The organism is Mycobacterium sp. NGS16, assembly GCF_059813225.1.
This window is the reverse complement of record NZ_JCALEE010000002.1, coordinates 372711-392908: the sequence shown is the minus strand read 5'-3', so window position 1 is coordinate 392908 and position 20198 is coordinate 372711. Positions and strand designations below refer to the sequence as shown.

The 20198-nt window shown below is 64.3% G+C and carries 20 protein-coding genes and 2 pseudogenes; 14 read left to right on the top strand and 8 right to left on the bottom strand.

The window, feature by feature from the left end:
* Nucleotides 1-93 precede the first annotated feature (93 nt).
* The 4 genes from AC5Y4Q_RS07485 to AC5Y4Q_RS07470 all read right to left on the bottom strand — a co-directional run bounded on the left by AC5Y4Q_RS07485 (nucleotide 94) and on the right by AC5Y4Q_RS07470 (nucleotide 4786).
* The gene (locus AC5Y4Q_RS07485; RefSeq protein WP_125225530.1) at nucleotides 94-1554 is read right to left on the bottom strand and encodes an FAD-dependent oxidoreductase; all 1461 of its coding nucleotides are present in this window, start codon (nucleotides 1552-1554) and stop codon (nucleotides 94-96) included.
* Nucleotides 1551-2459 carry a biphenyl-2,3-diol 1,2-dioxygenase gene (gene bphC / locus AC5Y4Q_RS07480; protein ID WP_125225531.1) on the bottom strand — a complete coding sequence of 303 codons (909 nt, stop codon included), beginning with the start codon at nucleotides 2457-2459 and terminating at the stop codon, nucleotides 1551-1553. Before bphC ends, AC5Y4Q_RS07485 begins: the two co-directional genes overlap by 4 nt.
* An 11-nt stretch (nucleotides 2460-2470) precedes the next feature.
* Complete coding sequence (locus AC5Y4Q_RS07475; protein WP_065018958.1) at nucleotides 2471-3652, bottom strand: acyl-CoA dehydrogenase family protein; 1182 nt, start codon at nucleotides 3650-3652, stop codon at nucleotides 2471-2473.
* Between the two features lie 72 nt (nucleotides 3653-3724).
* Entirely contained in the window at nucleotides 3725-4786 is a 1062-nt protein-coding gene (locus tag AC5Y4Q_RS07470; RefSeq protein ID WP_125225532.1) for a ferredoxin--NADP reductase, read from the bottom strand.
* 167 nt (nucleotides 4787-4953) lie between these two features.
* On the opposite strand from AC5Y4Q_RS07470, the gene AC5Y4Q_RS07465 reads away from it, so the two are divergent.
* The 10 genes from AC5Y4Q_RS07465 to dmpG are packed head-to-tail and all read left to right on the top strand — an operon-like array spanning nucleotide 4954 to nucleotide 14108.
* Nucleotides 4954-6528 (top strand): flavin-containing monooxygenase, encoded by a 1575-nt coding sequence (locus AC5Y4Q_RS07465; protein ID WP_185746677.1) that lies wholly within the window; start codon nucleotides 4954-4956, stop codon nucleotides 6526-6528.
* Nucleotides 6528-7325, top strand: a complete 798-nt coding sequence (locus AC5Y4Q_RS07460; protein ID WP_125225534.1) for a mycofactocin-coupled SDR family oxidoreductase — start codon at nucleotides 6528-6530, stop codon at nucleotides 7323-7325. Before AC5Y4Q_RS07465 ends, AC5Y4Q_RS07460 begins: the two co-directional genes overlap by 1 nt.
* A complete protein-coding gene (locus AC5Y4Q_RS07455; RefSeq protein WP_065018929.1) occupies nucleotides 7322-8167 on the top strand; it encodes a mycofactocin-coupled SDR family oxidoreductase in 846 nt (281 codons plus the stop codon). Before AC5Y4Q_RS07460 ends, AC5Y4Q_RS07455 begins: the two co-directional genes overlap by 4 nt.
* 3 nt (nucleotides 8168-8170) lie before the next feature.
* Entirely contained in the window at nucleotides 8171-8965 is a 795-nt protein-coding gene (locus AC5Y4Q_RS07450; RefSeq protein ID WP_065018928.1) for an SDR family NAD(P)-dependent oxidoreductase, read from the top strand.
* 1 nt (nucleotide 8966) lies between these two features.
* Nucleotides 8967-9848, top strand: coding sequence for an LLM class F420-dependent oxidoreductase (locus AC5Y4Q_RS07445; protein WP_065018927.1), 882 nt, complete (start codon nucleotides 8967-8969; stop codon nucleotides 9846-9848).
* Nucleotides 9845-10411 carry a nuclear transport factor 2 family protein gene (locus AC5Y4Q_RS07440; RefSeq protein ID WP_499958527.1) on the top strand — a complete coding sequence of 189 codons (567 nt, stop codon included), beginning with the start codon at nucleotides 9845-9847 and terminating at the stop codon, nucleotides 10409-10411. The genes AC5Y4Q_RS07445 and AC5Y4Q_RS07440 overlap by 4 nt, the downstream gene beginning before the upstream one ends.
* A gap of 14 nt (nucleotides 10412-10425) precedes the next feature.
* Nucleotides 10426-11184: a hypothetical protein gene (locus AC5Y4Q_RS07435; RefSeq protein ID WP_234786341.1), complete on the top strand. Its 759-nt coding sequence runs from the start codon at nucleotides 10426-10428 to the stop codon at nucleotides 11182-11184.
* 40 nt (nucleotides 11185-11224) lie between these two features.
* On the top strand, nucleotides 11225-12076 hold the full coding sequence (locus tag AC5Y4Q_RS07430; protein ID WP_082956728.1) for an SDR family oxidoreductase: 852 nt from the start codon (nucleotides 11225-11227) through the stop codon (nucleotides 12074-12076).
* A 53-nt stretch (nucleotides 12077-12129) separates the two neighbouring features.
* Nucleotides 12130-13059, top strand: coding sequence for an acetaldehyde dehydrogenase (acetylating) (locus tag AC5Y4Q_RS07425; RefSeq protein ID WP_499958524.1), 930 nt, complete (start codon nucleotides 12130-12132; stop codon nucleotides 13057-13059).
* Between the two features lie 5 nt (nucleotides 13060-13064).
* On the top strand, nucleotides 13065-14108 hold the full coding sequence (gene dmpG, locus AC5Y4Q_RS07420; RefSeq protein WP_499958522.1) for a 4-hydroxy-2-oxovalerate aldolase: 1044 nt from the start codon (nucleotides 13065-13067) through the stop codon (nucleotides 14106-14108).
* Here the strand turns inward: dmpG and AC5Y4Q_RS07415 are convergent.
* From AC5Y4Q_RS07415 to AC5Y4Q_RS07405, 3 genes are all read right to left on the bottom strand, one after another.
* The gene (locus tag AC5Y4Q_RS07415; RefSeq protein WP_082956805.1) at nucleotides 14096-14803 is read right to left on the bottom strand and encodes a TetR/AcrR family transcriptional regulator; all 708 of its coding nucleotides are present in this window, start codon (nucleotides 14801-14803) and stop codon (nucleotides 14096-14098) included. The genes dmpG and AC5Y4Q_RS07415 overlap by 13 nt on opposite strands.
* A 275-nt stretch (nucleotides 14804-15078) precedes the next feature.
* Entirely contained in the window at nucleotides 15079-15684 is a 606-nt protein-coding gene (locus tag AC5Y4Q_RS07410; RefSeq protein WP_234786532.1) for a TetR/AcrR family transcriptional regulator, read from the bottom strand.
* A 292-nt stretch (nucleotides 15685-15976) separates the two neighbouring features.
* Nucleotides 15977-16141, bottom strand: coding sequence for a hypothetical protein (locus tag AC5Y4Q_RS07405; RefSeq protein ID WP_499958519.1), 165 nt, complete (start codon nucleotides 16139-16141; stop codon nucleotides 15977-15979).
* Nucleotides 16142-16699: 558 nt separating this feature from the next.
* On the opposite strand from AC5Y4Q_RS07405, the pseudogene AC5Y4Q_RS07400 reads away from it, so the two are divergent.
* The 4 genes and pseudogenes from AC5Y4Q_RS07400 to AC5Y4Q_RS07385 form a co-directional block, all read left to right on the top strand.
* Nucleotides 16700-16870: pseudogene (locus AC5Y4Q_RS07400) on the top strand (cytochrome P450); the annotation flags it as partial.
* A 163-nt stretch (nucleotides 16871-17033) separates the two neighbouring features.
* Nucleotides 17034-17471 carry a nuclear transport factor 2 family protein gene (locus AC5Y4Q_RS07395; protein WP_065019418.1) on the top strand — a complete coding sequence of 146 codons (438 nt, stop codon included), beginning with the start codon at nucleotides 17034-17036 and terminating at the stop codon, nucleotides 17469-17471.
* Between the two features lie 36 nt (nucleotides 17472-17507).
* A complete protein-coding gene (locus AC5Y4Q_RS07390; RefSeq protein WP_065019417.1) occupies nucleotides 17508-18956 on the top strand; it encodes an NAD-dependent epimerase/dehydratase family protein in 1449 nt (482 codons plus the stop codon).
* A gap of 53 nt (nucleotides 18957-19009) precedes the next feature.
* Nucleotides 19010-19449: pseudogene (locus AC5Y4Q_RS07385) on the top strand (nitroreductase family deazaflavin-dependent oxidoreductase).
* Nucleotides 19450-19458: 9 nt separating this feature from the next.
* Here AC5Y4Q_RS07385 and AC5Y4Q_RS07380 read toward each other — a convergent pair.
* On the bottom strand, nucleotides 19459-20112 hold the full coding sequence (locus AC5Y4Q_RS07380; RefSeq protein ID WP_065019416.1) for a TetR/AcrR family transcriptional regulator: 654 nt from the start codon (nucleotides 20110-20112) through the stop codon (nucleotides 19459-19461).
* Between the last annotated feature and the right edge of the window lie 86 nt (nucleotides 20113-20198).

Sequence of the window (20198 nt, the reverse complement as noted above, 5' to 3'; positions counted from 1 at the left end):
TTGATGCGGCGGTCCCAGCTTCGGCTCTCCTCCGTCGAGCCTCGCTGAACCGCCGGATTCGGATTGCGGCACAGCCGCGGCGTCCGCGCCTGATCAGGCTTGTGCGGCGCTGCGCCCGGCCCGCCGGCCGTAGAAGCTGCCGTCGCCCAGCGAGATCCCGCTGGCATAACCCCACGCGGCCAGCCCGGCAGCCGAACGTCCCGCTGCGAAGAGACCGGGGATCGGCGTGCCGCTCACGTGCAGTACTTCCGCGTCGAGCGTGGTGGCCAGACCGCCAAGAGTGAACCCGCCGGTGCATTCGCGAAGGTCTATGGCCCCGATCGGAGAGCCGATGGGCTTGAGCCACTGCGGCTTCTTGTGCAGTAACGGGTCGATCCCGCGGGCCGCCCCCTCGTTGTAGGCGGCAACCGTGGCTTGCAACGCGCCGGGGGCCATGCCCAACTCGGATTCGAGATCGGCGACGGTGTCAGCCACCCAGGTGGGTGGCCGCATCATGAGTTTCGGTGAAACCGAGGCCATCGCGGCTTCCTGGGCGGCGTCGTCGAGGATCAGGTAGGCGATGTTGTCCTGGTGGTAGAGCGTCAGCTGTCCGATCCGACCGGGATAGGTGTCCTCGGCCACGTAGCGCTGACCCCGACCGTTGACCACAATGCCGCGCACCAGTTGCTGCGGGTCGATGAAGATGGCGACCTCGGTGGCATCCATATGGGCAAGGTCGGCGCCCAGCGCCTGGGCCATCCGGATCGACTGACCATCGTGTTGCTCCACCGATGCCGCCGGCCGGCCCGCGATGCGGGGAGCGAACTGCGCCACCATGGCGTCGTTGTAGGCGAAGCTGCCCGTCGCCAGCACCACTCCGCGGCGGGCACGGAGCGTGATCTCGGTGCCGTACTGGCGCGCGACGACGCCGACGACCCGGCCGTCGGACTCGACGACGAGCCGCTGCGCGCGAATGTCGTAGAGCGCCCGGGCGCCCGCGGCCAGGGCGGTGTCGACGAGCGGCTTCATCAGCATGTAGCCGGCGCTGGCCTCGCCCTGCTTTTTGTCGGCCATCTGCGGGATGTGCCCGCGCGGTGCCGGAGCGGCGATCGTGTTGAACGGGTAGGAATTCTCCCCGCCGGAGTACATCAGCCCGTGATCGCCCAGCGGTTCCCAGCCGGGCTCGCCGAAGAACTCGGCCTTGAATGGCACTCCGCAGCCGACCAGCCAATCGAAGTGCGCCACGCTGCCCGCGCAGTAGTCGGCGATGCGGGTCTCGTCCGCACCCGGGCCCATGGCCGCATTCAGGAATGTCGCCATGTTGTCGACCGAATCCTCAAAGCCGCACGCCGCCTGCAACGGCGTCCCGCCGCCGAGATAGATGAATCCGCCGGCCATCGCCGCTGCCCCGCCCCATGATCCGGTGCGCTCGAGCACCAGGACGTCGGCGCCGGCGCGCGCGGCCTCTACGGCCGCAGCGGCGCCCGCCACCCCGAACCCGGCGATGACGACATCGGCCTCGTGGTCCCAGCTGCGGATAACTGCGGCGGCAACCGGGGAGACGTCAGCCGTCATGGGCGCATCGCCGCAGGAAAGTCATCCACCCACTGGTGGCCCCAATAACTGTCGGCAGTGATCTCTTCGGCGGTGTAATGACTTTCGTCGACGCGCATGCCCTGCGTGCCGAATTCGACGTCCCAGTCGCCGGGGGCGCGAACATAGAAGGACACCATCTTGTCATTGGTGTGCCGCCCCAGTGTCGAAGAAAGCTGGAAGCCGTCTTTGTTGACCCGGTCGAGTGCCTGGCCGACGGCGTCGAGCGTGTCGACCTCGACCATCAGATGGATCAGCCCAGGGTCGCGCAGCGTGGCTGCCGGGCACAGCGCGAGGCTGTGATGTCGCTGGTTGATGCCGAGGAACCGTACGCGTATCGGACCGAATTCCGGCGGAGCGGGGACCCGGAATGCGCCCCGTGACTTGAAGCCCAGTGTCGCGGTGTAGAACTCGAACAGTCCGTTGACGTCCAGCGCGGGCAGCACCACGTGGCCAAGGCCCTGATCGCCAGTGACGAACTTCGCACCGAACGGGGTGACTACCGGACTGTGGTCGAGCACCGGGCCGTGGAACACCTCGAGGTGGGTGCCGGCGGGATCGTCGAATGCGATGGCCTCTTCCACGCGGCGAGCATCGGATTCGGACAGCGACAGCTTCCGGTACGCGATGCCGGCCGCCCCCAGCGAGTCTTCGACATCGGTCAATGCGGCGTGGTCTCGCACCTCCCAGCCGACGGTGACGATCTTGTCGGTATCACCCGGGGTGACGATGATGCGTGCGGCCCGCTCGTCCATGCGCAGGTACAACGCGCCTTCGTCGGGGCCGCTGCCCTGCGCGAAACCCAGCACACCGAAGGCGAAGTGGCGCCATCGCTCGATGTCGCTCGTCTGCACGAAGACGTATCCAAGGCTCTTGATCGGGCTCACGGGTCTACTCCCTAGATCATCGCTCGCAGCGGGCCCTGCGGGTCCACACCAAGTGAGCTCAACGCCGACGCGTGATACACCGTTCCCGGCACATGGATGGCGTGCGCCTGCCCGACGTGGACATCGCGCCAATAACGTTGCAGCGGCTTGTCCATCCTGGCGGAGTTTCCCCCGCAGCGGGCGAAGATCTCGTCGACGGCGGACACCGCGCGCCACACCGCGCGGACCTGCGTCCGCCGGCCGGCTGCCCGGTCCTCGAATGAGACGTCCTTGCCGGCGGCGACCATGTCGTAGATCCGGTCGGCGTTGGTGAGCAGTTCCTGACGGGCGGCATTGATATCGGCGGCGGCTTCCCCGATCGCATACATCACATACGGGTCGTCCTTGATCGCCACGCCGCTGGAATTGACCCGCTCACGCTGGTAGTCGAGAGCGGCAGCGAGCGCGCCTTCGGCGATACCGATGGTGGCCGCCGAGATGCCCAACGGGAACATCGTCGACCAGGGCATCAGATAGAGCGGCTCGGTCATCCCGGCGTCCCGCTGCGCCGTGCCGTCCATGACCTGCAGCGCGTCCATCGTTCGGTAGGCCGGCACGAATGCATCGGAGACGATGACGTCCTTGGACCCGGTTCCGCGTAGTCCCACGACGTCCCACGAGTCTTCGACGATCTGGTAGTCCTTGCGGGGCAAAATCATGTGCAACATCTGCGGCGGCATCACCGGTTTGCCGTCGGCGTCGCCGATCATCGCGCCCAGGATGATCCAGTCGCAGTGGTCGGTGCCGGAACTGAACTGCCAACGGCCGCTGAAGAGGTAGCCGCCGTCGACCGGCCGCGCAACCCCCTGGGGTGCATACGGCGACGCCACCCAGGTGTCGACATCGTCGGCCCAGATCTCGGCACCGACTCGGGGATCGGCGTACGCCAACTGGTAGGGGTGCACCCCGACCACGCCGTTGATCCAGCCCGCGGAGGGGTCCAGCGCGGCGGTGAGCATCACCGTCTCGGCGAACTCCCGCGGATGAACCTCCAGTCCGCCATGGCGTTTCGGCTGCAGTAGCCGAATATTGCCGAGCTGCTTCATCGTCTTGACCGTGTCGTCGGTCAGCTTGCCGATCTTCTCGGCTTCCGTTGCCTGGCCGCGAAGCTGCTCGGAGAGCTCGGCGACGCTGTCGATCACCCGTTTAGTCATGCCAACGATGGTGGACGTCGCGGGCGTGCAAAAGGCCGCGCGATCCCAGTGAGCGGGATCGAGACCCGCCGATCAGAATTCGATCTTCAGCGTGTCAGTCCGGGGGCGTGCTTGGCACGCCAAGAACAGCCCCTCGGCGATATCCTGCTCCTCGAGGATGGCGGCGTTACCCAGGTCGACTTCTCCGTCGACCATCGTTGCGGCGCAGGATCCGCAGTTGCCCTCCCGACAGGAAAACGGGACGTCGAGTCCGGCGGCGAGCATGACGTCGACCAGATTGCGTCCTTTGGGCCAGCGCAGGTGGTGAACCTCTCCGTCGAGGACGATCTGGGCCTCGGCGACCTCGCCCCCGTCGTCGATGTCTTGGTCGACTACCTCGGCGAACGGATCGCCGGTGAGTGACCGGAAGACTTCTAGGTGGATTTGCTCCCGAGGCACGCCGACTTCGGTGAGCGCTTCGCTGACCACCGCCATGAACGCCGCAGGGCCGCAGATGAACGAGTGGTACCCGGTGAACATGTTGGCGAACCCGGCCAGTTGAGCGCGCGTCGGTAGGCCCTGGATCGACTCCAGCCAGTGCAGAACGGTGAATCGGCCGGCGTAACGGGCAGCCAGTTCGCGCAGCTCGGCGGCGAAGATGACGGACCGTTCGTCGCGGTTGGCGTAGCACAGCACCACCCGGCCGTTGCCCGCGGCGAGTACCGATTTGAGGATGGACATTACCGGTGTGACCCCGCTGCCGGCGGCCCACAGCAAGAAGTCGGCGTCCAGATCGTGCGGAGTGAACAGTCCGGCCGGGGGCAGTACGGCTATCTGCGCGCCGACGGACGCGTTGTCGCACAACCAGTTCGAACCGTAGCCGCCCACCGTACGTTTGATCGTCACCTTGGGAGCGTCGTCAGTGTAGGGAGAACTCGCCAGCGAGTAGCAGCGAGCCACCGAGCCGGTCACATCGCTGGGGATGCGCAGGGTCAGGAACTGCCCCGGCCGATACTCGAACCGTGGCCGGTGCTCGTCGGGAACGGAGAGCACCAGTGACTTCGTGTCGTGGCTCTCCTCGATAACCTCTGTGATCGTCAGTATTGCGGCGCGGGGGCCGGCCCCGGATCGGCTCGGGGATTCTGCGTCCGTCATGGTGACATCTTGAGCAGCGGCGAGGATTCGGCGGCCGGCCCTCACCGGTGGACGGGAGAAAATCTCGATGCCCGTTGACCGGGAAACGCCTACCGGCCGCAGCTCAGGGTCTGCCTAACCTAGCCGTCGTGAGCAGGGCGACCGGAAGTCATGTCGATGTCGTTGTGGTGGGCGCAGGATTCGGTGGCTTGTACGCCCTGTACAAATTCCGGCAACAAGGGCTGGCGGTCCGCGCCTTCGAAGCGGCACCGGAGGTTGGGGGTACCTGGTACTTCAACCGGTATCCGGGAGCGCGCTGCGATGTCGAGAGCCTGGACTACTGCTACTCGTTCTCCGATGAACTGCAGCAGGAGTGGACCTGGACCGAGAAGTACGCCACGCAAGGCGAGATCCTCGAATACATCAAGTGGGTCGCCGACAAGCTGGACCTGCGGCCGGGGATCACTTTCAACACCAGGGTGGCGTCGGCCGTCTTCGACGAAGATGCGGTGCAGTGGACCGTAGCCACCGACACAGGTGAGACGGTGACGGCGCGGTTCGTGGTGATGGCCACTGGACCGTTGTCCTCGCCCTTGACGCCTGACATCCCCGGCTTGGACACCTTCGCCGGCGACACCTACCACACCGCCCACTGGCCGCACGACGGCGTGGACTTCGCTGGAAAGCGTGTCGGTGTGATCGGCACCGGATCATCAGGGGTCCAGTCGATCCCGATCATCGCCGAGCAGGCCGCCCATCTTTATGTCTTCCAGCGCACGCCCAATTACAGTGTCCCGGCCGGCAACCGTCCGCTGACCGCCGACGAGATCCGGCACGCCAAGGACACCTACGGCCAACGCCGGCAGATGTCATGGCGTAGCGGTGGAGGCTCTCCGCATGTGACACATCCCAAGCCGACCATGGAGGTCACCCCCGAAGAGCGCCGTGCGGCATTCGAGGAACGCTGGCAGCTGGGCGGCGTGCTCTTCTCCAAGACCTTCCCTGACCAGATGATCAGTCTGGAGGCGAACGAAGAAGCCCGCAGGTTCTACGAGGAGAAGATCCGTGCCGAGATCGACGACCCGGAGGTCGCGGAGCTGTTGATCCCGAACGATCACCCTATCGGCACCAAGCGAATCTGCACCGATACCAACTACTTCCAGACGTTCAACCGGCCCAACGTGACACTGGTCAGTGTCCGCAAGACACCCATCGAGGCGATCGACAAGTCCGGTATCAGGACAACTGCGGCGCACTACGATCTTGACGCTATCGTGTTGGCCACGGGATTCGACGCAATGACCGGAACGTTGGCCAAGATCGACATCGTCGGACGCAACGGGCAGAAGCTGGCCGACGACTGGGCCGATGGGCCTCGCACCTATCTCGGGCTGGGGGTGGACGGCTTTCCCAACCTCTTCCTGGTGTCAGGACCCGGAGCGCCTGCGGTGCTGGCCAACATGGTGCTGCACGCCGAGGCACACATCAACTGGATAGCGGACGCCATCGCATATCTCGACCAGCACGGATACGCGGCCATCGAGGCCACCGCAGACGCCGTCGACGACTGGATCGCCGAGTGCAACCAGCGCGCCGACGCCACGCTCTTCCCAAGGGCGAACTCCTGGTATATGGGCGCCAACGTCCCTGGAAAACCCCGCGTCTTCATGCTGTTCATCGGTGGATTCGCCACCTACCTCGAGATCTGCGCCGAGGTCGCGAGTGCCGGATACAAGGGGTTCAATCTGCTCAAGGCCTCCTGATGCTGAACCTCGCCGACAAAGTCGCTGTGGTGACCGGCGCCGCCCGCGGGACCGGTCGCACGCATTGCGAACGCCTCGCCGACGTGGGCGCCGACGTTATCGCCGTCGATACCGCTGCGGCGGCCGATGATCTGGCGAGTACGGCGGCAGCTCTCGCAGCGCGTGGCCGGCGCTGCTTCACCAGCACTGCCGACGTTCGAGACCTCCGCGCCGTGATGGAGGCGATCGACGCAGGAGTGGCCGCGCTGGGTGGGCTGGATGTCGTTGTCGCCAACGCCGGCGTCCATGCCCCCGGCGCACCCGCCTGGGAGCTGACCAGCGAGGTCTGGCAAGAGGCGCTCGATGTCAATGTCACCGGCGTCTGGCACACGGTCAAGGCAGCCGCACCACACTTGAGCGCCGGCGGTGCGATAGTGATCATCGGCTCCACCAACGGACTTCGCGGCACTGCCAACACCGCGCACTACACGACCAGCAAACATGCGATCGTGGGGTTGGCTCGAACGCTTGCGAACGAGCTCGGCCCGCTGGGGATCCGGGTGAACACGGTGCACCCTGGCGCGGTGGCGACACCCACGGTTCGCAACGCGGCCACCTACCGAAGACTCTGCCCCGATATCGACAATCCGACCGAGGCCGACGCGATCAAGGTCCTTGCTGCACGCAACCTGCTGCCGGTGCCGTGGGTGGAGCCACGCGACGTGGCAGACGCTGTCGTCTTCTTGGCTTCGGACAACGCCCGCTACATCACCGGAGCCCAGCTTGTCGTCGACGCCGGCTTGACCCAGAAGACATGACCACCGGCCGACTCGCCGGAAAGGTAGCCGTCATCACCGGCGCTGCTCGTGGAATCGGCCGCGCGCAGGCGCTGCGGTTCGCCCAGGAGGGCGCCGAGATCATCGGGATCGACCTGTGCGGGCCGGTCGACACCGTTGTGGTGCCGCCGTCCACGCACGACGACCTCGCCGAGACAGCGGCGCAGGTGCGGGCTGTTGGCGGGCGGATGGTCACCGCGGTTGCCGATGTGCGCGAACGAGAGCTGTTACGGACTGCCATCGACAGCGGGATCCGCGAATACGGCGGACTCGACATCGTCTGCGCCACCGCCGGTATCACCTCGCGCGGGTTGGCTGCTGAGCTGCCAGAGGAGACCTGGCGCACCATGCTCGACGTTAACCTAACCGGGGTGTTCCACACCTGCCAGGTCACCGCACCGCATCTCATCGCGCGTGGAGGCGGTGCGATGATCCTGGTGAGTTCGATAGCAGGGCTTCAGGGATTGGTCGGGGTGGCGCACTACACCGCGGCCAAACACGGGGTGGTGGGTCTGATGCGTAGCCTCGCCAACGAGCTCGCGCCGCACCGGGTTCGGGTGAACACGGTTCACCCGACGAACGTCGACACCCCGCTGATCCAGAACGACGCGGTCCGCAGCGCGTTCCGGCCCGACCTCGACCGGCCACCGACCCGCGAGGAGTTCGCCGAGTCGGCGAGGTCGATGAACATGATCGATGTCCCGTGGGTGGAGCCGGTGGATGTGGCGAATGCGTGCTTGTTCCTGGCCTCCGACGAGGCCCGTTACATCACGGCCGTCACCCTGCCTGTGGACGCCGGCAGTACTCAGCGACAAAGGAAGTGAAACATGGTTGACCTGAGTAAATATGGCCCGTGGGCATTGATCGCCGGTGGCTCCGAGGGAGTGGGTGAGGAGTTCGCTCGCCTCCTTGCCGAGGCCGGATTCAACTTAATGCTCATCGCCCGCAAGCCGGAGCCGCTGGAACATACGGCACAGCGCTGCCGAGCGTTGGGCGCCGACGTGCGTACGCTGTCGGTCGACCTTCTGGACACCTCGGCGGTCGAGCAGATCGTGATGGCCACTGCCGAACTCGATGTGGGTCTGCTGATCTACAACGCCGGAGCAAGTACATGTAATGAACCCTTCCTTGAGGCGTCGTTGACGGAGCTCAAGAAGGTCAACGACCTCAATGTCACTCGTATGCTCGAACTGGTTCAACACTTCGGCCGGGCGATGTCGGATCGGCGACGCGGTGGCATCCTGCTCGTCGGCTCGCTCGCCGGCTATATGGGAGCATGGTGTCACACCGTATACGCTGGCACTAAGGCGTTCTCTCGGATATTCGCCGAGAGCCTCTGGCTGGAGCTGCGTGACCGTAATGTCGACGTATTGGAGTTGGTTCTGGGCGTGACCCGGACCCCGGCGATGGAACGCGTCGGTCTCAATTTCGACGTTCCCGGAATGATCGTTAATGATCCGGCCGACGTTGCTGCCGAAGGCCTTGCGCACCTAGCTGACGGTCCTGTCCATGTCGCAGGAGGGAATCTACCGACCGCGGTCGCCAACAGTGCGCCTGATCGCGCCGACGTCGTTCTCAGGGCACATGAGCAGATTCTTTCGCTGGTGAATGAGCGGAACTAGCATGCGTATCGGACTGTCCACACCGGTGGTGGTGCAAGTCCCCGCCGTGGCATCTGCATGGGAAGCCGACGGAACCGCCGAAGATCTCGCCCTAATCGCACGCACCGCCGACGAAGCGGGCCTGGAGTTCCTGACGTGCTCGGAACACGTGGCCGTTCCCAGTGCCGAAGTGGCCTCGCGCGGTGCGGTGTATTGGGACCCCTTGGCTACGTTGGGCTTTCTCGCAGCTCATACCTGCCGAATCCGTCTCGCCACGGCGGTTCTGGTTTTGGGCTATCACCATCCGCTGGAGATTGCCAAGCAACACGGAACGTTGGACCGGATCAGTGGCGGCCGTCTGCTACTGGGCGTCGGTATCGGCTCGCTGGCACCGGAGTTCGACTTGATCGGAGCTGACTGGACATCTCGAGCGCAGCGCGCCGACGAGGCGATCCAAGCGTTACGGGCCTCTGTGGGCGTGGAAGAGCCGGTCTATCAGGGCGCATTCTTCGATTACTCGGGTATGACGGTACAGCCGCACGCGCTGCAGCGGCAGGTGCCGATCTGGGTTGGAGGCCGGTCACGTGCATCGCTACAACGCGCCATGCGTCTAGCGGACGGCTGGATGCCGTTCGGGCTGGCATCGGAGCAGATCCGAGACCTGCTCCGTCAAGAGGCCGCGCCGAGCGGCTTCGAGGTGATTCTGGGATCCGGTCGTGCACTCGATCCAACCGGGGACAGCGCAGGCGTGCGGAATCGGCTGATCGAACTCGCCGCGGCAGGGGCCACTACCGTTTCGTGCAGTCTCATGGCCCGCTCGGCCGAGCACTACTGCCAGCAGATCATCCGACTTGCAGAAATAGCCACGGCATTGGGAAGCGACCACGAAGAGACATCCAGATGACCGACAACGATCCCGACATCGCAAGTCTGATCGCACGCCTACAGCGGCTCGAGGATGAACGCGACATCGCGAGACTGATCACCTCCTACGGACCCGCGGTCGACGCTGCAGATGCAGATACTGCGGCCGGACTTTGGATTTCCGACGGAATCTACGATGTCGACGGCTGGTATATGAATAGCAGCTCCGACGTGCAGGCCATGGTCGGGTCCGAAGCGCACCGCGAGTTGGTCTACTCCGGATGTTGCCACTTTCTGGGACCGGCCGTGATCACGGTCAATGGCGAGACGGCGGTGGCGGTTTGTGAATCGCTGGTACTGGTACGCCGCCCAGAACCGCTACCGGACAGCGTCTTCGAGGGCCAGGCGTGGAAATCCTCGGCTCAGGAATATATGGTCTGGCGGGCCAGCGTGAATCACTTCGAACTGGTCCGGTCCGAGGTGGGTTGGCGAATCTCCCGCCGGACCAGCGCCTTGCTCGCAGGGAGCGAAGGCGCCCACCGGATGCTGAGAAAGGGCCTGAGCGGCGCGCCACTTCACAACCGGGATGCGAGCCGATCGTGAGCGAATGTCCCTTGGTGTTCTTCTCGTTCATCTCGCTGCATAACGCGGGCCCCGATGACCATCGTCGCTACAACGAGTGGCACCAGCTGGATCATCGCCCGGAGAATCTGGCGCTGCCAGGGGTGGCCGCGGGAGAGCGCTGGCGAAGGCCCGCGGACTGCAAAGAGATGTCCACGGCGACTGCGGAGCAGGCGAGCGTCGATTACGTAGCGATGTACTGGTTTCGGGAACCGGTTGACCGGTCGGTCCGGGAGTGGGAGCGGCTTGGCTCCGATTCGTTCCAGTGGGGCAGAGGGCCGATGATCCCGGGGGTGCGGCGAACGCTGTTGGCCTTCTTTCGGCCGGTCAAGGGATACTCGGCCCCGTCGTCGCTGGTGTCGCCGGCGGCGATTCCCTACCGGCCCAACCAGGGTCTGTACCTGACACTCACCCGCTACAACGACCCGCTCGGTACCGATACGCACGAGGAGTACCGGCTACAAGATCAGGTTGTGATTCCCGAGTTGCTCCAGCTTCCCGGTGTGGCGGGCGCCTGGACCTTCACGCTCGATCGCCATCAGGAAAACGCCATGGGCTTGCGGTCGCAAGAAGCCTCCGATACCGCGGGCGCGCTGCGGATGCGGCTGCTCTACCTCGATGACGATCCGCTGGCCACGACCGTTCGGGTGCGCGACCGGATCGCGGAAATGAGTGGCTCGCGAACGCAGCCCGACCTTGGCGAAACAGTGCTCGATACCCCCTTGCGCGCCATCAATCCGTGGTTGGACTGGTGACTATGTCTTTGAAGTCCATCGATGGAATGGAAGGCGCGTTGTGGGAACGTATGTCGTAACCGGATCGGCATCGGGCATGGGGCGGCAAGCGACCGAGAAGCTCCGTGCCGCAGGGCACGGCGTCATCGGAATAGACATCAAAGACGCGGAGGTCACGGCCGACCTGTCGACAACGGTGGGACGCCGGGCGGCCGCCGAAGCGGCGCTGGCTGCCTGTGGTGGCGTTCTGGACGGGGCAGTCCTCGCCGCGGGACTGGGCCCCATCCCCGGCCGCCAACGGCCGATCGCACAGGTCAACTACTTCGGCGTTATCGAATTGTTGATGGCCCTGCGGCCCGCATTGGCGCGCGCCGAGGGCGCCAAGGTGGTCGTGATCGCCAGCAACTCCACCACCACAACTCCGCTGGTGCCCCGCCGGGCGATCCGCGCCCTGCTCGCCGGTGACGTGGACAAGGCGCTGCGCGCGGCCCGGGTCTTCGGAAAGAATTCGGCGGCCATCATCTATGCGGCGTCGAAGATCGCGGTATCGCGCTGGGTGCGCCGCCACGCGGTCACCGGCGAGTGGGCCGGTGCCGGCATTCGGTTGAACGCGCTCGCTCCGGGAGCGATCATGACCCCCCTGCTGGCCGAACAGCTGGCAGATCCCAAAGAAGCCAAGGCGGTCAAGGCATTCCCGGTCCCGGTTGGCGGCTACGGCGACGCCGGCCAGCTCGCCGACTGGATGCTGTTCATGCTCTCCGACGCAGCTGACTTCATGTGCGGCAGCGTCGTTTTCGTCGACGGAGGATCTGATGCCTACTTCCGCGCCGATTCCTGGCCGGTCGCCGTGCCCGCCAGGAGTCTGCCTCGCTACCTGGTGCGCTTCTTCGGCTATGGGCGGTCCAAACCCTGAGCTCGATGACCGTTGATCCCCGTCCGAACGATTTTCAAGTAAAGGAGGTCGACATGGCGTCTAAAGCCAGTGTCGCGATTGTGGGGTCGGGCAATATCAGTACCGATCTGTTGTACAAGTTGTTGCGTTCGGAGTGGCTCGAGCCGCGGTGGATGATCGGTATCGATCCGGAGTCGGAGGGTTTGGCTCGGGCGCGCAGGTTGGGTTTGGAGACCTCTGCCGAGGGGGCGGATTGGTTGTTGGCCCAGAATGAGTTGCCGGACTTTGTTTTTGAGGCCACCAGCGCGTATGTGCATAAGGCGTATGCGCCTAAGTATGAGGCGGCGGGGATCCGGGCGATTGACTTGACGCCGGCGGCGGTGGGTCCGGCGGTGATCCCGCCGGCGAATCTGCATGAGCATGTGGATGCCCCGAACGTCAACATGATCACTTGCGGGGGGCAGGCCACCATCCCGATCGTGTATGCGGTGACTCGGGCGGTGGCAGAGCAGGGCGGCAGCGTTCCGTATGCGGAGATCGTGGCGTCGGTGGCCTCGGTGTCGGCGGGGCCGGGCACGCGGGCCAATATCGATGAGTTCACCAAGACCACGTCGCGGGGGGTGGAGACCATCGGTGGGGCGCAGCAGGGCAAGGCGATCATCATTTTGAATCCGGCCGATCCGCCGATGATCATGCGCGACACCATTTTCTGCCAGATCCCCGAGGACGCCGACCACGCCGCGATCACCGCATCCATCAAGGAGGTGGTGGCTCAGGTGCAGTCTTATGTGCCGGGTTATCGGTTGCTCAACGAGCCGCAGTTCGACGCGCCGTCGCTGAACTCCGGCGGACGGGCGGTGGTCACCACCTTCGTGGAGGTCGAGGGTGCCGGCGATTACCTGCCCCCGTATGCGGGCAATCTGGACATCATGACGGCGGCGGCCACCAAGGTGGGTGAGGAGATCGCCCGTGAGATGGCGACCGCCAAGGCCGCAGGAGCGTAGGGACTATGTCTGATCACATTTTCGATGTACGGATCACCGACACCAGCTTGCGGGACGGCTCGCATCACAAGCGTCACCAGTTCAGTGCCGAGGAGGTCGCGGCGATCGTTGCGGCGATTGACGCGGCCGGGGTGCCGGTCATCGAGGTCACCCACGGTGATGGCCTGGGTGGCTCGAGCTTCAACTATGGGTTTTCCAAGACCCCGGATCAGGAGCTGATCGCGTTGGCGGCGCGGACCGCCAAGGACGCCAAGATCGCGTTTTTGATGCTGCCCGGGGTGGCGACCAAGGACGACATGAAGACCGCGCAGGGCAACGGCGGTCAGATCTGTCGGATCGCCACCCACTGCACCGAGGCCGATGTGTCCATTCAGCACTTCGGGCTGGCCCGTGAGCTCGGGCTGGAGACGGTCGGGTTTTTGATGATGGCTCACACTGTGTCCCCGGAGAAGCTGGCCGGCCAGGCCCGCATCATGGCCGATGCGGGCTGCCAGTGCGTGTATGTGGTGGATTCGGCCGGGGCGCTGGTGCTCGAAGGGGTGCGGGATCGGGTGGCTGCGTTGGTCGCCGAACTCGGTGATGACGCCCAGGTGGGCTTTCATGGGCATGAGAACCTCGGGTTGGGGGTGGCCAACTCGTTGGAGGCGGTGCGCGCTGGTGCCAAGCAGATCGACGGCTCGGTGCGCCGGTTCGGCGCCGGTGCGGGCAATGCCCCGGTCGAGGCGTTGATCGGGGTGTTCGACAAGGTCGGGATCAAGACCGGCATCGACTTCTTCGACATCGCCGATGCCGCCGAGGACGTGGTACGCCCCGCCATGCCGGCCGAGTGCGTGCTGGACCGCAACGCGCTGATCATGGGCTACTCCGGGGTGTACTCCAGCTTCCTCAAACACGCCGTACGCCAAGGTGAGCGCTACGGCGTGCCCGCCCATGAGCTGCTGCACCGCGCCGGCCAACGCAAACTCATCGGCGGCCAAGAAGACCAACTCATCGACATCGCACTAGAGATCCAACGAGAGCACCAGCAGGGTCGGATTCAGGCGCCCTGAAACGATAGCGTCGCCCCGAAGCCGGGCACCCGAGTTAGGTGGCCGGCATTCCTGCTGACGGCCGCAATGGCGTGTTCCAGCCGCAGCCGAAGGTCGCGCGCTGTTGTCCGCTTCTGGGCGATCGCGAGGATATTCGCGATCCAGACATCCGCCACCAGCTCGGCGACCTGTCGATTGTGGTCGGGGCGACGGGGATGGTCTTGCCGCAGAGCGTCTGCGAAGATCTGTATCAGCTTGTCCCGCACAAGATCCGCTTTGTCGGCAGCTGGCCCGGTCGCGTGGAGATAGGCGCGTGCTACGGCGTCCGCGAGCCGTGGCGTCGACGCCAGCCGTTCGGTGAGCGATTCGATGACGATTAGGAGGCGATGGCCCGACGCGGCCGCCGGTACGATAGCGATTGCGTCCTGGTCGGCGAACTCACTCAGCCAGCCATGCAGACATTCCAGCAGTAACCCATCCTTGGACGAAAAATACTGGTAGACAGCGCTCGCCGAGACGCCGGCGGCCTCTGCCACGGCTCGGATCCGCACCGCGTCGTAGCCATTGACAGCTTGGCGCAATGCAGAACTCAGGATACGGGCACGACGCGCACCTTCAGGCAGAGCCACCGGGGCGCCTCCGATCCGCTCGGCGGGTCTGTAGCCCCGGCTTGCCTGGGGAAGCCGCATCGACTCCAAGTTGAACAGGCTTTCCATCTACGTCGAGCCCGCATAGTGGGCGCCACAAGCGGAGTGAGGTACGCATCGCTCTCCCCTTCAGGTGCGAAAGGATCTTGAAAACCCCTGTCGTCGAAGCAATTCCAAGGACTCAACATTAGGGTGTGCCGAGAGTGGATGGGTGATGAGTTCTCACTGACTGGAACCCTTACCGGCGGCCGCCTCAATCTAAGCGGACGAATCCGCCCAGTTAATCTTGGGGCTTGGCGGGGCGGACAGTGCGGAAATCTGCGTGTCCGTTGACTGAGGGAAGATCACTCATCAATGTCGGCATCGTTGTCCGGTTCGACCGAGTAAGGCGCGGCGATATGGTCAATGGCTGCGCGGATGGATTGATGGAGTTGTTCGGCGTCCATTGCCTGGAGGTCGGCCGATGACCGCAGGTACGGTTCGAACAGATGCCAACTCAACTGCAGGGCGACGATGTGGGCTGCGGTGGCGCGAGCCTCAGTGAGATCTGCACCTTGGCTCTGTAGCCGCTTGACCAACAAGGCGATTCCGGGAAAGTGGCTTTGCAGTTCACCGGGTGAATACCCGGCGAGCGAGGCCTGCGCCACCAGTTGGGACTGCAGGCCGATAGCCCAGTCGAGTTCGGGGCCGCCCTCGGCGATCCTGTCGAACACCAGCTGGTCGAGATGGTCGAGCACGGCGCCGATCAGCTGCTGTTTAGTGCCGAAATGACGGAAGACCAGTCCATGGTTGACGCCTGCGCGTGCAGCGATGTCGCGAATCGAAGTCGCCGCAGGGCCGCGCTCAGTGAATAAGTCGAGCGCCGCGTTGAGGATTGCCGGCTTCACTTCCACGTTGCCATAGGGCCGGCCGCCGGCAGGGGAGCGCCCCGATGTCGCGCGTCCGGTCACGGTGTTTGACCCTATCGATTGTGCTGGAGTTTCGGAAGTCTGGGCCGTGACCGGGACCATCCCCCTCAAGTGCAGTCGATGACTAGAGATTTCCCCGCTCGGTGGAACGAAGTGTTCGACGCCGCTTGTTCTCGTTTCACGCTGCTCAGCGATTCCGACTGAAAACGGTGTCGGCAGTGCCTAAAGGTTCCTACCGCAGGAAGTTTCGATGATGGCTGGTTGGCGCAGTGGGATTCGGAATCGTCGAGTGTGGAATGGCACGGCATGTCGCGGGCGTGTGGGCCGCCTGGTGTCAGGTGTCGGTGCGTTCCTGGCGTTCGGAACGTTGCCATTCATCTTCTCGTCGTCTGTGTACGCTGATGATTTCGGCATTGGTGATCTGACCAGTGATCTGCTCGGCGGTGCGGCTGGCAATCTCTCCTGAGTTGATCATCGCCTCAGGACCCGGCGCAACCACCGCCAACGTCGTCGTGAGCCCAGTAGCAAGTGGTGCGGGCGCAGGCTAGCGCGACCGACCGGGCGCTGGGCAGACCGATAGCTGATCTTGCAAACTCTGTAGCTAATAGCGGCGACGCACCGGCTGCAGCCGGCCGAGCACGCCGGTTTCCGAGCCGGATCAACACGATTCGTACCGATGATGGGCGGCAGCGAGCCCGGTACCACCGTGCAATTACATGGGGCCGCTGAGCATCTCGGTAGCGCCCGGCGGGTGCGCGAGCGCGAATGGGATCGGCTTCGGTGGCCGGTCCGAGGATTGCGGCCATCACCTCCAAAGATTCGTACCGCAAGCCGCCGTTGGCCAGCAACAGCAAATGTAGTCAACGACTACAAATTCATCCCGTTCAGCGGGAAGTTCGGCGTCGGGTCACCTTGCGGCCCAACACACTGAGCCCGACCGCAGCAAGCCACAAAGAGATTCGTCTTCGCTCAGGAGGCTCAATTGACTACGACCGTGCGCAATCAAAAGGTGGCGTTCACGCCGGGTGGTGGCGCTGCGTGGCGTGACCCGTATCCAATGTACGCGGAATTGCGTGAACACGACCCGGTGCATCACGTGGTCCCCGACGATGCCCCGGATAAGGACTACTGGGTGCTGTCTCGACATGCCGACGTCTTGGCCGCGGCCCGGGACGCAGGGACGTTTTCATCGGCTCAGGGCCTGGCCGTTGATTACGGAGAGATGGAGGCCCCCATTTCGGCTGATCAAGGAAGTTGTCGACACGCACTCGTCGTGAGTGTGTATCCGACCAATGGGCAAGCCCGTTGGAAGTACGAGAGGACACGCCAGAATTGGCGGTGCAGGGCGCTTGACTAGGCAATAGAAGACCCGTTACGGAATGGAATGATCGATGAATGCAAGTGAAACAGGTCCGGTAGACGATGAGCGCGACATCGAACGAGCTCTGATCCGGTTCGCCCGTGCCATGGATGACCGGGACTGGGAAGGACTTTCGCAGATCCTTGCCGACGATGCTGTCGGTGAACTCGGCACTGGGCGGCTGGAAGGAAGCGCGGCGATCATCGAACTGATCCGCGGGTTCTTGGACAATTGCGGAGTGACCCAGCATCTACTTGGCAATGTGCTAGTCGACGTCGACGGCGACCGGGCTACCAGCAGGGCCTACGTGCAGGATCTCCACCTGTCGCGCAGTAATCCAGACCTGACGTTCCACACTCTCGGCGACTACCACGATCGCTGGGAGCGCCGTGACGGTCGGTGGCGGTTGGTCGAACGCATCAAGGACAACCGTGGCACCGTCGGGTCTCTTGACGTGTTCGCTGGCTGAGCAGTGACTGCCACTACGAAGCTAGGAGGAGCGTCGATGGCCACACGGACGCGCAAGCGAATCTTCCTGACCGGGGCGACCGGGAACTGGGGGCGTGTCACGCTCGATGAATTCCATAGTCGCTCAGATAGGTTCGACGTCGTCGCATTGGTGCTACCCACGCCAGTGGACACCGCAGTGATCCGCCGCTACGAAGGCATGCCGAACCTTGAGGTGCGTTTTGGCGATCTCACCGACTTCGCTGCCGTCAAAGCATGTGTCGATGGGGCGGACTTCGTCGTTCACCTGGGCGGCATCGTGTCGCCGGTCGGCGATGACGACCCGGAGTTGGCGCATCGGGTCAATGTCGGAAGCATGCGCAACATCGTGCGGGCCGTTCAGGCGCAGCCGGATCCGGCTGCGGTCGGCGTCGTCGGTATCGGCACGGTCGCTCAGACCGGCGATCGCAACCCGCCACACCATTGGGGCCGAATCGGTGACCCGCTGCGCGCCGGTCATTTCGATGGCTACGGACAGAGCAAGATTGCCGCCGAACGGGTCCTGGTCGATTCCGGTCTGCCGAAATGGGCATGGTTGCGTCAAACAGGCATCTTCCATCCCGGCATGTTGGCCATCCGCGATCCGATCATGACTCACTCCCCGTTCGAAGGTGTCATGGAGTGGGTCGCAGTCGAAGACTCAGCACGTTTGGTCGCAAACATCTGCGAAGATGACGTGCCACAGCAGTTTTGGTGCCACATCTACAACGTCGGCGGCGGCGAGGCATGGCGGCTGACGAACTGGGAATTGCAGACACGCATGACGGCGGCGTTCGGTGTGAGCGACGTACGTAAGTGGTACGAGCGCAATTGGTTCGCCACCCGAAACTTCCATGGTCAGTGGTACACCGATTCAGACGAGCTGGAGGAACTGGTCCCTTTCCGCGGCGAGACCTTCGATACGGCCCTCAGCCGGGCGGTGGCCGCCAACCCGTCCCTCAAGCTGGCCGGCAGGATCTCGCCCTGGATCGTCAAGCACCTCATCCTCAAACCCCTCACCACGAAACCACGCGGCACCATGGCCTACATCCGTGACCAGGAAGAGGCAAAGATCAACGCGTACTTCGGGTCGCGTCGTGAGTGGGAGGAAATCGGGGACTGGTCCACCTTCTGGCCACCACGGCCGGACCGAACCCCAAGATTGCTGGAGCACGGCTATGACGAAACCAAGGAACGGGCGGCATGGAGTGCGGAGGACTATGCGGCAGCCGCCGACTTCCGTGGTGGACAGCTGCTGTCAACCGACGTGGCCACGGGTGATATCGCAACGCCATTGGCATGGCGATGCGCCCTTGCGCACGATTTCACCGGTAGCCCCAGACTGGTTCTGCGAGGCGGTCATTGGTGCCCGAACTGCGTTTGTGATACGTCCGGATACCGAAAGCAAGCCGAACGCAACCAGTTTCTGGCACAACTCGAACCCAGCGATTCGATAGTCGCTACCTGATCGGAGATCCGCGTACACCGTCTGGCCGAAGACGCTGACAAGGAGACCCGTACATGGCTTTAACCGGAGATTACGAGCCCAGCCCGTGGCAGCGGGTGCATGATCACGCGGACACATCATGAAGTCCGGCGTTACCGCCGGTACTGACATGAAGGGCAAACCCGTCATCCTGTTGACGCCGATCGGCGCCAAGACCGGCAAGATCCGCTGGACGCCGTTGATGCGGGTTGAACACGACGGGCAGTACGCAATCGTCGCTTCGATGGGTGGCGCGTCGAAACACCCTGTCTGGTACCACAACGTCAAAGCTCACCCGTGCGTCGAATTGCAAGACGGCGAGACGGACGGCGAGTACAAGACATGCGAGATCTACGGCGACACAAGAGCTGAGTGGTGGCAGCGTGCCGTCGAGGCGTATCCGGACGGACTACCAACGCAAGACTGAAAGGCAGATTCCGGTTTCGTAATCACTCCGGTCAGCCCTGCTGCGTAGAGTTACGCGTCATCGATCGGTGACCGGGGCCTGCCACAGGCCGACGAGGGCGTCGACGAGGCCGCCGGCAGCGCCGGGCCAGTCCGACCGTGGTCCTTCGCTCCCCTCGGCGAAGCCGCGCTCGATCTCCGCGCAGGTGTACATGAGCATGGTGCGCATCATGACGTTGCGTTCGGCGCGAACATGTTTGGCGAGATCGGGAACGCCCCGGCCGATGCGGTCGACGACGTGGCGCAGCGACTCTGATTCCAGGGCGTTCTGGGTGACCACCCGCCGATAGGTGGGGTCGGTCATCACCTGGGCGGCGAAACGGGCGTACCAGGTCGGCCGCGGCAGCGACGCCAGGTGATCGGTCAGTGGCTGCACCAGGCAGCCCACCCAGTCGCGCAGCTCCGCGGACTCGCCGGTGGCGGCCACCCGGGCGGTGCGCAGCGCTTCGATGTGCCCGGCATGGCTGTCGTCGATGGCGCGTACCAGGTCCTTCTTGGTGCCGAAGTGATAGGCCACGGCGGCATTGTTGCCCTGACCGGCAGCCTCGACGATCTGCCGGTGCGTCACCGCCTCCACCCCGTGCTCGGCGATCAACCGCTCGGCCGCGGCCAACAGCGCCCCCCGCGTGCCGACGGCGCGGGTGGAACGCGGGCTGCGGATGGACGTCGGCATGGCGTAAGTCAACAGCCCGCCCTTGACCTAAGTCAAACGTTTGACTTAAATGAGCGAGACCGCCGGTTCGCCGAGTCGGCAGACCG

Excerpts from the sequence above, each read along its gene's own strand:
- AC5Y4Q_RS07450 (WP_065018928.1), top strand. The coding sequence starts at position 8,171 with ATGGTTGACCTGAGTAAATATGGCCCGTGGGCATTGATCGCCGGTGGC.
- AC5Y4Q_RS07415 (WP_082956805.1), bottom strand. The coding sequence starts at position 14,803 with ATGGAAAGCCTGTTCAACTTGGAGTCGATGCGGCTTCCCCAGGCAAGC.
- AC5Y4Q_RS07445 (WP_065018927.1), top strand. The coding sequence starts at position 8,967 with ATGCGTATCGGACTGTCCACACCGGTGGTGGTGCAAGTCCCCGCCGTG.
- AC5Y4Q_RS07440 (WP_499958527.1), top strand. The coding sequence starts at position 9,845 with ATGACCGACAACGATCCCGACATCGCAAGTCTGATCGCACGCCTACAG.
- dmpG (WP_499958522.1), top strand. The coding sequence starts at position 13,065 with ATGTCTGATCACATTTTCGATGTACGGATCACCGACACCAGCTTGCGG.
- AC5Y4Q_RS07485 (WP_125225530.1), bottom strand. The coding sequence starts at position 1,554 with ATGACGGCTGACGTCTCCCCGGTTGCCGCCGCAGTTATCCGCAGCTGG.
- AC5Y4Q_RS07395 (WP_065019418.1), top strand. The coding sequence starts at position 17,034 with ATGAATGCAAGTGAAACAGGTCCGGTAGACGATGAGCGCGACATCGAA.
- AC5Y4Q_RS07425 (WP_499958524.1), top strand. The coding sequence starts at position 12,130 with ATGGCGTCTAAAGCCAGTGTCGCGATTGTGGGGTCGGGCAATATCAGT.
- AC5Y4Q_RS07380 (WP_065019416.1), bottom strand. The coding sequence starts at position 20,112 with ATGCCGACGTCCATCCGCAGCCCGCGTTCCACCCGCGCCGTCGGCACG.
- AC5Y4Q_RS07475 (WP_065018958.1), bottom strand. The coding sequence starts at position 3,652 with ATGACTAAACGGGTGATCGACAGCGTCGCCGAGCTCTCCGAGCAGCTT.
- AC5Y4Q_RS07470 (WP_125225532.1), bottom strand. The coding sequence starts at position 4,786 with ATGACGGACGCAGAATCCCCGAGCCGATCCGGGGCCGGCCCCCGCGCC.
- AC5Y4Q_RS07455 (WP_065018929.1), top strand. The coding sequence starts at position 7,322 with ATGACCACCGGCCGACTCGCCGGAAAGGTAGCCGTCATCACCGGCGCT.
- AC5Y4Q_RS07460 (WP_125225534.1), top strand. The coding sequence starts at position 6,528 with ATGCTGAACCTCGCCGACAAAGTCGCTGTGGTGACCGGCGCCGCCCGC.
- AC5Y4Q_RS07390 (WP_065019417.1), top strand. The coding sequence starts at position 17,508 with ATGGCCACACGGACGCGCAAGCGAATCTTCCTGACCGGGGCGACCGGG.